Origin of the sequence: Saccharopolyspora pogona (assembly GCF_014697215.1) — a bacterium.
In the GTDB taxonomy this organism is placed as follows: Bacteria; Actinomycetota; Actinomycetes; order Mycobacteriales; family Pseudonocardiaceae; genus Saccharopolyspora; species Saccharopolyspora hattusasensis.
In genome coordinates this window covers 9425002-9436548 of the sequence record NZ_CP031142.1, presented here as the reverse complement: position 1 = coordinate 9436548, position 11547 = coordinate 9425002, and the positions used below count along the sequence as shown (strand labels likewise).

Genomic DNA, 11547 nt, shown 5'->3' with positions numbered 1-11547 from the left:
GCCAACGCACCGAAACGAACGATCCGACGCCGATCAACGGCCCCCAGCTCACCATGCCCACCCACACCAAGCACTCCGCGGCCGAACCGCCGGACCAACTCATCAGCCAGTATCAACGGATCCACAGGCGCCGTATCCGCCGCCTCACGCGCCGCCCGAACCTCCCCGGCCAGCCCCACAGCACGGGTATGGAGTTGCTCCAGCCGATCCACCACCAGCACATCCGCCGGCCGCCACGCCACGACCCGCGCACCGGCAACCCACGCCATCTGATCGGCCAGTCCCCGAAGATCCAGCCGATACCAACTCGCAACGACGCGAAATCCTCCGTCATCCCCGCCACAACACTGCGCAACGCAGCCAACACGCCCTCGCCACGCGCAGCCACCGCCCGACGCTCCGTATTCCAAGCCCGCGCCAGCCTCTCCCACGACACCAGTCCAGAATCGGGTGCGATCACTTCGGCACCCAACTGCCGGGCCAGTCTCGCTTCCAGCGACACCTCTGGCGCACGTGCCTGCGACATCATCAGGTCGGCCAGATGACGCACATCGTCCTCAGTCACCGCACGCACGGCAGCGCCCCCGAACCGATCCCTCAGGCCGGGACGATCCGCCCACAACTGAACCACCGACCGCAGATACCCGGCCAGCCCCGCTTCGTCCAGATCAGCAGGCATCGGACCGAGCCGGTCGTCCGCACCCTGCACCCGCAACCCCTGCACGCGCGGCCTGAGCTGATCTATGTCAGCGGCCTGCCGCAACTGATCCAGAGTCGGCCGGTGGCCATCCCTGGCCACCGCCAACCGCGCAACGTTGGTCAACCGCCCCACACCCGATCCACAGTGTCGCGCAGGTTCTGCCGATCCCATGTCCCATACCGCGAATCCACGCCAACCGCTTGGGCCACAGCGCGTCCGCCACCGTGCTCCTGCGCCAACGCCACCAACACGGCTACAGCAGGATCGCTCACATCGGCGCTCGTCTCCTGGACCAGCCATTCACCGCTAACCTGGAGATCACCCAACGAGATCACACGAGAACGGTCGGCCCGGCCGCCAAGGCGTCCTCATCTCCTCCAGGACGTTTTCCAGGAAGACAGCGACGCGAGCCAGCAAGCCCTCCGGGTTCGCCATCAGCCGCGCACGATCGGCCGTCAGCCGGCTGGCAATGGACTCCAGAGCACTCACCGCCACACGGCCGGGCAGCTCCACAGGGGCCGTCTGCGCGTGCCAAACACGCCGCAAGGTTTCAAAGCTGACCTCACCCCACAGATCCTTCGCGGATTGGGTGAGCGTCACCAGCATCCGCACGTCCGCATCCGACACCGGACGCTCATCAACCGGGTTGAAGTCCCGCACCATCCGCCGCACATGATCGATCGTCACGCTCTCGCCCACACCCGGATAACGACGTCGAACCGCGTCGAACAAACGACGAACATGACGCAAGTCCAAGACAGAAGGCGCACCTTCAAACACGGCACTATCACGCAGGTCCAACATCAGCCGGGCAATATTGACCAAACGCTGCCCATAACCACGCACCCACCGCGAACCGAACCAACCGAAACCCCGCTCCTGATGATGCAACCCGATCGCATCCGCCAACGCAGCCCGACCACCCGCCATACCCACGTATAACTCCACCACACGCTGCGCCTGTTCCGCACGATCCACATCCATCGAACCCGACGCACCACCCTCGCGACTTTCCCCAACATCCTCCGCATGATCGCTCGGCTCAGCCACCGCACCAAAGCCCGCCGAACCCACTCCCTCCGAATCGGACTCCCCCTCCGCCGAGATCTCCGACCCAGGCGCCGACCCCACCCCCCATCGCGCACCCCACCCCCCGAACCCTCGGCCCCCGAACCGCCAGACCCCGACACAGATCCCGACCCACCACCAACCGCCACGTCACCGGACTGCGCGTACCGGTCGACGCCCCGCCGTGACGACCCACCCTCGTCACTCGCACCAGCCGAACCCTGCGACTGCTGCACCCCCGCAGCGGGCCTTGTGCCCTCCGACGACTCCGCCTCTCCCCCCAAGCGACCAAGCCGCTCCCGCAACCGCTCCAGTTCCCCCTCATCGAAAACACTCTCGGTATCATCGGTCTCCGCATCACCCGCCCCATCCTCAGCGGACTCCGACCGCGTGCCCTCCACAGTCTCCGACCCCGGATCGTCAGCGGACCGCGACAGCATGCCCCTACCCGGCTCCGGCCCCGCGCCCGCACTCACGGCCATCGCCGCGAGCCTCAGACGATGCAGACGCTGCAGAAACGCCTGAGCATCCCCTATCCGACCTCCATTCGTCAGCAGCCGATGCGCGACCGCATCCCGCACTCGATCATCCTGCATTCCCCCGAAGTGCAGATCGAACTCGCGGACCACATCATCTCGACCGTGCAGAACTTGCAGCAGCGCGAACCCGCCGTATGCCGTCTCGAAAATCCCCCGCAATTCCCGTATCGCGTTACTTCGCCGCTGCTCCCGCAACCCCTGAACAGCAGCGGCAGCTTCCGCTGCCCGACGACGGATCGTTCTGACCTTCACCCTTTTAGATCCGACCACTTCGCGATCTCGGCTTCATATGTGTTCCGCAGGTCAGTGCTTGCCTCCGCCCCCGCCAAAATCTGCCGCAGAGACCCCACCGCAGCCTCCAAATCGGAGCTCAGCTGGCCCCTGACATCCTCAAGAACTTTGCGACCCCAATTATTAGATCTGTTGAACCGAGCCCCCAAATCGGAGGCGTTGTAATCCGTGCGAAGCGCCTCCTTAAGGGCCTCGTTTCGCAGCACCTGGTTGACAGCAGCATCGTCCGGCAAACCACTAAGCGCCTTGCCAACCCCCGCGCGCCGCCGATACACCTGCGCTGCTTCAAAAATCTTGTTTCCAGGCTCCGGGGTCACCGTGGCGGAAAGCAAGTTGTCGGCAGCACTCGAGTCCGCACCGCCACTCAGGTCACCAGCCAGGTAACAGACCAGTTCCCACCGCAACTCCTGCACCTGCTGATCAGCCCGCGGGTTCGTCATCAACTGCTGCAACTGCTGATCGTCCCGCGGCATCAACTCGTGTGCCATCACATCCCAGAAGGGCCGTGACTCCTTAAGGGGCCCCAAAACCTTCTCCGCGGCAGCGTACAAACGGGCCACGCGGGCACCTTGACCTTGTGCGTCGGCCAACTGCCGCAACTCCCGACCGGCATCCTCGAACGTCCGCTGTACCGAACTAACCTGAGAGATAACGCTCAGCCCGGATCATCATCGACCCCGCGCACCATCAGGGCAGCAACGGCCCAGCCTCCGCCTGATTCCCAGCACCAACCTCCTGCCAACGCGCCTCTTCCACTTTCGCCTTCTCGAACGCGCTGCGAGTCAAACCACTCACCGCCACGCCAAGGTCACCGGACAGGTAACCGGCCAGTTTCCGCACGCACTGCCTGGGCACCGTGCCAGTCACCCGGATGCTCGCCCAACCACTGCGCCAGCACATTCCGGAACCGCTCCGACACCTTCAGCGGCCCCAAAATCCTTTCCGCATCAGCCAACAACCGGGCCACAGCATCAAAACCAGCGATCTCATACCACTCACGCAACTGCGCCTCGGTCCGCTCGTATCGCTCGTCCCAGTCCCGCAACGCCGTCAACTCATGTCGTTTTCGATCCAACTTCAGGGTGCCCTCGCCATCCCCGGATGGCTCAGCATGTGGTGCCACTCCCGCAACCCCTGAACAGCAGCGACAGCTTCCTCTGCCCGGCTGCGGATCGTTTTGACCTGCGCCCATTTAGGATCCAGCCACTTCGCGATCTTGGCTTCATATACGTTCCGCAGGTCAGTGTCCGCCTCCGCCTCCGCCAAAATCTGCCGCAGAGACCCGACCGCAGCGTTCAAATCGGAGCTCAGCTGGTCTTTGACATCATCAAGAACTCCGACACCCCAATTCTGAGATCTGTTGAACCGAGCCCCCAAATCGGCGGAGGTGTAATCCCGCGAAGCGCGTCCTCACGCGCCTCGTTCGCAGCACCCGGTTGACGGCATCATCGTCCGGCAAACCACTAAGCGCCTTGCCAACCGCCACGCGCTGATGAAACAGCTGGATTCCTTCAGACGCTTGTTTCCAGACCCCAGGGTCGCCGTGCGGAAAGCAAGTCGTCGGCAGTACGCGAGTCCGCACCGCCACCCAGGTCACCAGCCAGGTAACGGACCAGTGTCCACCGCAACTCCTGCACCTGCTGATCATCCCGATGGTTCGTCATCAACGCGTGTGCCATCACGTCCCGGAACGGCTGTGACTCCTTAAGAGCCCCAAGACCTCGTACGCGGCAGCGTACCAACCGTCCACGACATCTTGACCTTGTTCGTCGGCCAACTGCCGCAGCACCCGACCGGCCTCCGCGAACCTCCGCTTTACCGAACTAACCTGAGAAAAAACGCGCAGCGCCGGATCATCATCGACCCCGCGCACCATCGGGGCAGCAACGGCCGCACCTCCGCCTGGTTACTTCCACGATATGCCTGCCAACGCGCCTCTTCCGCTCTCGCCTCCTCGAACGCGCCGCGACGTCAAACCACTCACCGCCACGCCAATGCCAGGGTCACCGGCCAGATAGCCGGCCAGTTCCACCTCGCACGCCTGGGCACCGTGCCAGTCACCCGGATGCTCACCCAACCAGTGCGCCACCACAACCCGGAACCCGCCCCGACACGCTCAGCGGCCCCAAAATCCCGTCCGCATCAGCCAACAACCGGGCCACAGCATCAAGACCAGCGATCCCGGTCCACTCATGCAACTGCGCCGCGGCCCGCTGGTATCGATCATCCCCAGACCCAACTCATAGAATTCTCGAAGGAACTTTTCGGTGCCCTCGCGATCCCCCGGATGACTCAGAATGTGGTGTGCCATCACATTCCGGAACCCGTCAAGGCCTCCAAGAGCTCCCATGCGCGGCGTCACTTCAGCCATCAGTTGGTCTGGCTGGCAGCCCCTGCCGGCGCATCCTGTCCAGCCCAGCGTTCGCATCAGTGATCAACTCACTCAGTGCTTCCGCGGCAGACTTCCCCTGACCGTCCCGCTGCCTGATCCTCCGGCCCGCCCCGGCCCGGACACTCAACCCGCTCCCCGTACCCAGCTTTTCGGCCAGCGCCTGGGAAAACTCCACAACCTGGTCCGGTGATCATCGCCGAGCTCGTGGTGCTTGGCCGCGACCAGCGCCACCACATCGTTCACCGACACGCAGCATCCGCAGGCAACTTCCGGGGTCATGCGTGCCCTGCACAATCCGCCGCGCCGCGTCCTTTTCCTCGCTGGACCAGTCCGCTGCTCGCCCGGTCGATCTCGCGGCGCAAATCCGACGGTGACCACTGCCCCACCGGTATCCCACCGGTATCCCGTATCGTGCCCGCCCCGACATCGTGTGTGGTGGTCACCGCGGGCTGTACCTCCCCGGTCACCGACCTCGGCTGGGCAGATGCCGTCTGCGCGGCCGGTGTCTCGTCCGGGGCCACTGTCTGCTGACCGGAGTCCGGAACAGCAGTCGAGGCGTCCGCCAGGCCGGCCACGCCCCACGCCCCCGGCCGGCACCGCAGCACCGGGCCCGGCCAGCGGCCTAGCCGATCCATCCGCACCGAATACCGTCCACTGCGGTGTGCGCCCGCCCTGTCCCGGCGTCATCGCGACAACATTCCGCCCATACCCCGCGCCAGGGCCGAAAGGGCCGAACCCTGATCAGGCGATACCACCACACCCGCAGTCGGATTGCCTGGGGACACCAGCAGCACAGGCCCGCCCGTGGAATCCGTCACACCGCCCCGCACGAACTCCACCAACCCGCCACCAGCAACCACATCCGCGGGCACCGGCACCCGCACCGTGTCCACCGGCAACCCCACAGGCAAGGCCGCCGCCGGATCCTGCCGCAGATACGGCACCGCCTGCGACCCGTCCGCCGGCACCATCGCCGACTCCGGTGACACCGCAGCGCCATCCACGCGATGCGAATCCCCGTGCGCCGCAACCGAGTCCACATAGGAATCCGCATCGCGGCCGGTCCAGCCACCCGGCGAGGACCCATGCTCCGGGGACACCACACCACTGTCGGAGTCCGCAACAGACCCGGACCTGGCAGTCTCCGGAAGCGCGGTATCCGCGGGCGCACCAGAAGCATGTGGGGTCACCGCCGGTGAGTCCGGGGTCTGCGAGGTAAGCACCTCCAGCGGCCGGTTCCCCGGCACATCCACACCATGCGCTCCGGGCACCGGATCGCCACCGGCGACCGGACGGTACGCCGGCGGCGGCGTCACCGATCGTTCCTGCCCGGAACCCACTACCCCATCGGAATACGCCGGTGGTGGTGCGCCCGGCCGGTCCTGCTCATGACCTGGCACGGACGGAGCATCACTGGCTGGGTCCTCGCCGTTGACGCTGCCACCAGCAACCGGACGGTACACCGACGGCGGCGTCACCGATCGTTGCTGCCCGGAACCCGCTACCGCCGCGGAATACGCCGGTGGTGGTGTCCCCGGCCGGTCCGAGACATCCAAGGAATCCGAGGCATCGGAGGTGTTGTCCTTGCCCGGGGAGCCAGGGATATCCCCTGTCTGCGACCCGGACCCTATCCCCAGTAGCGGGGTCTTCTCCTCGTCAAACCCGCCACCATCGGTGGTGGTGCCCTCACGCCGGCCGGTGCCCTCGAGGTACGGGCTCGGGCCTTCCGGGTGCAGCTTGCCCCGCAACGCCAAACCCGCCAGATTGCCCACGCCGGAGAACACCGACTCGAAGAAGCCCGCCGTCACCGAGAACGGGTTCCAGGTCACCTCCTGGCCCGTGGCCGCCAGATACCCCACCTCCCCGAACAACTCCGACAACGCGTTCTCCAACGCCTCCCCGACCCACTCGCCGAACCGCGCCGACCACATGCCCCACACCGACATCCCCGCATAAAAATCCAAATGCTCCCCCACCACATCCGCGAAGCGCGCCATCGCCGACACCGGATACAACTCCGCATGCTCGGCCACCGCCCGCCTCACCGCCGCCTCCAGAATCGCCGCGTCCACCTCATCGCCCAGCCCCCGCACCAGCACCTTCGTCAACGCGTTGCTCACCAGACCACCCAGCGCCGACAACGGCAGCGACACCAACGCCGAAAACGCCCCCATTCCCGCCGCCTGCTCGCTGAGCTTCCCGTCCCACTTCTCACTGGACTTCTCACCCAGCATCTGCAACTGGGCCTGCAGATCCGGTACCACGTTGAACGCCACACCACCGGCCGCCGCCATCGCCAACCGCATGAACAACTGACCCCACCACCGCGACAACAACAACCGCATCACCGCCATCCGCGCCGCCAGCCACGCCATCGACGCACCACCGGTCGCCCCCGCCATCGCCACCGCCCACGCCATCTCCAACAACAACAATTCCAAACCATAAATCGTCACCAACTTCAAATACCGCACCTGCCGCGCCAGATCCCGCACGAACACCGCCAACTCCCGCAACGCCCCCTCACCCGAGGCCAGCAACCCATCGAAAACCTCCAAACCCCCCGCGAACCGGTCCGCCGCCTTCCCCGAAAACTCCGTCCGCACCTTCCCCACCAACTCCGCCACAAAACCCCTACCTCACCCACCCCCACCGCACCCGACTCCAACGCATCCGCCACCGCGAACAACCCACCCTCATCCGCATCCGTCATATCCTCACCCGTCAACACCTGAAAAAGCCGCCGCACCCCCTCCGGCACCATGATCGACGAAAACATCACCACCACCCCACCCTGAAACCAGCGACGAGGAAGTCCTGAGCCGCCCCGGTGTGTCGCCAGATTTGATCTGCTGAGAAGGAGGGAGTCGTGTCTCGTTCGACGAAGTACCCGCCGGAGTGACGTGAGCAGGCTGTACGGATGTTCGCCGAGGCTCGCGAGGAGCATGCCCCGGAATGGTCGGCGATATGGCCGGCGATCCAGGCAGTGGCCGATCCGCTGGGTGTAGCGACAGTCGAGACGGTGCGCAGGTGGGTTCGCCACAGCGAGATCGACACCAGAGCGCGTGCGAGTCCAACCTCCGAAGAATCGGCGGAGTCGCAACGGCTACACCGGAAGAACACGGAACTAGGGCGTGACAACGCGATACTCGACTCGGCGTCGGCTTTCTTCACGGCCGAGATCGACCGGCCACATCGCTGATCGCGGAGTTCATTGCAGAACACCAGAACCTCCGCAAGGCAGGCCTGCGGTGGGGTGTCGAATCGAACCGTGCCGCGCTCCTGAGCTTGACAGGAAAGCCCGACACCCCGCCCAGCCGTCACACAAGTAAAGGCCTCCGGCCCCACCCCGGCGATTCGTCGTGAGCGAGCGTGGCAAATCCAGCCGAGAAACCTCGTCCGTGACCTCAGGAACCAACTGTGGGGCCGCCAGCAGAAACCAACGTTCCTGGCCAAGCATACCCCTCACCGCTTCTCGTCATGCGCGCATTCGGCGTCGCACACGCGACAACAGAACAACACTGCCAGCACAACACGGCATTCCGCTACGGAAGCCCGGCAAGCGTGCCCCTTTAACCCGGGCGATAGAAGAAAAGGGGCATCGGTCTCGCTCCGACACCAAGGCCCAGAGCCGACCAATGAGCCCGTGAATCGTTTCTGGTAAGACGTGCCCGCTCGTCAGCTTCCGACCGGCACGATCCTCGTGGACCCGCCCAAGATTCGGGATGGTCGTACGGTGGCTTACTACCGGGTGTCCAGCGCTGACCAGAAAGACGACCTCACCCGCCAAGTTGGTTGTGTGGTTGAGGAGTACGGCACGCGCGGGATTTCACTGGACGCGACGGTCACCGAGGTCGGTTCGGGACCGAATGGAACCCGCACGAAGTTGCGGAGGTCAGACCGTGTGCGTCGCCGCGCGCCTAGCTCGATCAGCCCATGCCGGCGCAGGATGCGCCAGACCGTGGCGCGCGACGGGACCAAGGTGTCTGCGGGGTGACGCGGGCCAGCTCGTGAGCAATGCGCCGCGGGCCCCAGCGAGGGTGTCCCCGCCGTATCTCGCACACCTCGGCCTCGACCTGCGGTGATGCCTGATGCGGGCACGAATCCGGCTTATTGATCGGGAACTTATAGGTGTGATCTTCGTTGTTCTGGCATGATCGCTGGTGTGCGGGACGCGCGGAGGTTGTCGCCTGAGGCGCAGGAGGATTTGCGGCGCAGGGTGGTCGCTGCTGTTCATGGTGGGATGAGTCAGGTCGAGGCGGCCCGGGTGTTCGCGGTGGCCCCGCAGTCGGTGTCCAGATGGGTGCAGGCGTGGCGGAAACGTGGCTCGAAGGGTCTCACCGGGCGTCGCCGGGGTCGCAAGCCCGGCGAGCAGAAAGCGTTGAGTGCCCGCCGGCAGCGCAAGCTGCGGTATGCGGTGGCCGAGCACACCCCGGCCACGTTCGGGCTGACCGGCCTGGTGTGGACCCGCAAGACAGTGGCCGAGCTGATCCGGGTGCGCCACGGCATCGTGTTGAACCTGCGCACCGTCGGCAACTACCTGCGTTCCTGGGGATTGTCGCCGCAGAAACCGATCCGCAAGGCCTACGAACAGGACCCCGAGTCCGTACGCCGATGGCTGGAGGAGGACTACCTGGCCATCGCCGCCCGCGCCCGCCGCGAGGGCGCACTGATCCTGTGGCTGGACCAGACCGGGATCCGCTCCGACGCCACCGTAGCCCGCACCTGGGCACCGGCGGGCCAGACACCGGCGGTGGGCAAAACGGGCAAACGATTCAGCGTGAACGCGATGTGCGCGATCGGGAACAAAGGCGAGCTGTACTTCACCGTCTACACCGGCTCGTTCAACGGCAAGGTGTTCCTGTCCTTCCTGGACCGGCTGACCCGCCATCTGGACCGCAAGGTCCACCTGATCGTTGACGGACACCCCGTCCACCGCCGCAAGACTATCCAGCAATGGATCACCAAGCACGCTGAGGCGATCGCGATGCACTTCCTGCCGGGATACAGCCCCGAACTCAACCCCGACGAGCTACTCAATGCCGACCTCAAACGCACCGTTTCCACCAGCACAGCCCCCAAAACCCGCGCCGAGTTGAAACAAGCGGTCCGCTCCTTCCTCCACCGGCTCCAGAAGCTGCCCGACCGAGTTCGCTCCTACTTCGGCAAACCCGAAGTTCGCTACGCCGCCTAACATCACACATTTGCCACCCGGATCAATATGCGAGCGGTCCAGCAACCCAGCCAGGCCGTCCTGCCGGTACCGGGTCAGCCACGTATGCAGTGTCTGCCGGGAGACCCCGAACTGGGCCGCGACGACGTTTTTGGGTTCATCGCGCTCGACCGCCAGAACCGCGCGGTATCGCTGCTCGACAACAGACAAATTCACCAGATCCAATCTGGCCTCCGATCGCAGTCCATATAGGACGGCGATCAGCGAAGCCGATCAGCCCAACGTCAAGCATCAGCTGAGACCGGTGTGTCAAGCATCAGCCGAGACAACACAGCGACGCCCGCTCGTAAACTGCCGAATTGTGCTTACGGGATCCAGATCACATCATCCGTCGCGGCTACGCGGTGAGCTTCGGACGATGGTTCTTCTTCGACTCACTCGAATCCGCTGTCGCGTTTGGCCACGCTGCACGCATGTCCCACGACTGCCACGGCTACGGCGTCTACGAAGCCGCGGCCCCTGGGTCAGCGGGTCCCACAAGTCCTCCGGCCGCATGGCGCTACCCGGACTCTCCCCTTGCGCGTACTCGCCCATCACATACCAGGCGTCAGTACCCTCCTCCAACAGGACTTCCGGATCCGACGACCACGTGCGGGTTCTCCACGTCGTTTTCCGCTTCTTCACCACCAGCGCATGGTCCGCAACACCCCACCAGTTCAGCATCCGCAGGAACGCCACGACATTGTGACCATCAACAACATCGGCCAGCCTCGGCCGCGCAGCCACTCCCGTCGCTGCCACGAAAGCGTCCAGCGCCGCGCGCCCCTCCTCAGAAACCCCCGCCAACTCCCCCGCGCCCAGCACCACACTCCGGCCATCCACCACATCCGGCAACGCCCCCCTCCCCGCCACGCAGCTCAGACCCCGCCCACCCATCCACCGGAGACCTCAACGGCATCAGCTCACCGAAGGGCACCCCAGGAGAATCCACATCGGACAACTGTGCCGGTCCCGCCCCGCCGGCAAGCCCGGATCGGATACTCCATCCCTCCCGCAAAGTGCCGGTGATGACACTCAGATCGCGGGCATACCCCACGAGCCCCCAGTTACGGCGCTCCCTCGTAGCCGCCCCGGCCTGCTCCATCCATTCCGCTTCATAGGTCACCAAACGGCTCAACGCCACGAAAACCGGATTATCGCGCTTGTCTCCCTCATCGCTAAGCCTGTTGACTCGGGCGAGGTGATCCTGCGCACGCCGCGCTCCCACCACGGTCTCCGGCGGCATCCCCGCCGGATACGGAACGCTGTCCGCCGCTTCCACGATGTCCTGCAGCGACACCAACTTACCCATCCAACCCCGCGCCACCAGCACCCCCGCAGGCGA

The 11547-nt window shown here is 65.2% G+C and carries 9 protein-coding genes and 1 pseudogene; 2 read left to right on the top strand and 8 right to left on the bottom strand.

Annotated elements, in window-relative coordinates:
- Window positions 1–112: 112 nt before the first annotated feature.
- The 7 genes from DL519_RS44055 to DL519_RS44025 all read right to left on the bottom strand — a co-directional run bounded on the left by DL519_RS44055 (window position 113) and on the right by DL519_RS44025 (window position 7596).
- On the bottom strand, window positions 113–823 hold the full coding sequence (locus DL519_RS44055) for a hypothetical protein (RefSeq protein WP_190823653.1): 711 nt from the start codon (window positions 821–823) through the stop codon (window positions 113–115).
- The gene (locus DL519_RS44050; RefSeq protein ID WP_190823652.1) at window positions 820–972 is read right to left on the bottom strand and encodes a hypothetical protein; all 153 of its coding nucleotides are present in this window, start codon (window positions 970–972) and stop codon (window positions 820–822) included. Before DL519_RS44050 ends, DL519_RS44055 begins: the two co-directional genes overlap by 4 nt.
- A 46-nt stretch (window positions 973–1018) precedes the next feature.
- Window positions 1019–1774, bottom strand: a complete 756-nt coding sequence (locus DL519_RS44045; protein ID WP_190823651.1) for a hypothetical protein — start codon at window positions 1772–1774, stop codon at window positions 1019–1021.
- 781 nt (window positions 1775–2555) lie between these two features.
- Window positions 2556–3158: a hypothetical protein gene (locus tag DL519_RS44040; RefSeq protein WP_190823650.1), complete on the bottom strand. Its 603-nt coding sequence runs from the start codon at window positions 3156–3158 to the stop codon at window positions 2556–2558.
- 248 nt (window positions 3159–3406) lie between these two features.
- The gene (locus DL519_RS44035) at window positions 3407–3652 is read right to left on the bottom strand and encodes a hypothetical protein (RefSeq protein WP_190823649.1); all 246 of its coding nucleotides are present in this window, start codon (window positions 3650–3652) and stop codon (window positions 3407–3409) included.
- Between the two features lie 1613 nt (window positions 3653–5265).
- Window positions 5266–5625, bottom strand: coding sequence for a hypothetical protein (locus DL519_RS44030; RefSeq protein ID WP_190823648.1), 360 nt, complete (start codon window positions 5623–5625; stop codon window positions 5266–5268).
- A 48-nt stretch (window positions 5626–5673) separates the two neighbouring features.
- Window positions 5674–7596 carry a hypothetical protein gene (locus DL519_RS44025; RefSeq protein ID WP_190823647.1) on the bottom strand — a complete coding sequence of 641 codons (1923 nt, stop codon included), beginning with the start codon at window positions 7594–7596 and terminating at the stop codon, window positions 5674–5676.
- 1061 nt (window positions 7597–8657) lie between these two features.
- Here DL519_RS44025 and DL519_RS50675 point away from each other — a divergent pair.
- Window positions 8658–8987, top strand: coding sequence for a recombinase family protein (locus DL519_RS50675; protein WP_397545030.1), 330 nt, complete (start codon window positions 8658–8660; stop codon window positions 8985–8987).
- Window positions 8988–9143: 156 nt separating this feature from the next.
- Window positions 9144–10184, top strand: coding sequence for an IS630 family transposase (locus DL519_RS44015; RefSeq protein WP_190813440.1), 1041 nt, complete (start codon window positions 9144–9146; stop codon window positions 10182–10184).
- Between the two features lie 39 nt (window positions 10185–10223).
- On the opposite strand, the pseudogene DL519_RS48145 reads toward DL519_RS44015, so the two are convergent.
- Window positions 10224–10379: pseudogene (locus DL519_RS48145) on the bottom strand (helix-turn-helix domain-containing protein); the annotation flags it as partial.
- Window positions 10380–11547 lie beyond the last annotated feature (1168 nt).

What these genes read in the sequence shown, in the direction of transcription:
- DL519_RS44015 (WP_190813440.1), top strand. Translation starts at nt 9,144, where the DNA reads ATGATCGCTGGTGTGCGGGACGCGCGGAGGTTGTCGCCTGAGGCGCAG.
- DL519_RS44030 (WP_190823648.1), bottom strand. Translation starts at nt 5,625, where the DNA reads ATGGATCGGCTAGGCCGCTGGCCGGGCCCGGTGCTGCGGTGCCGGCCG.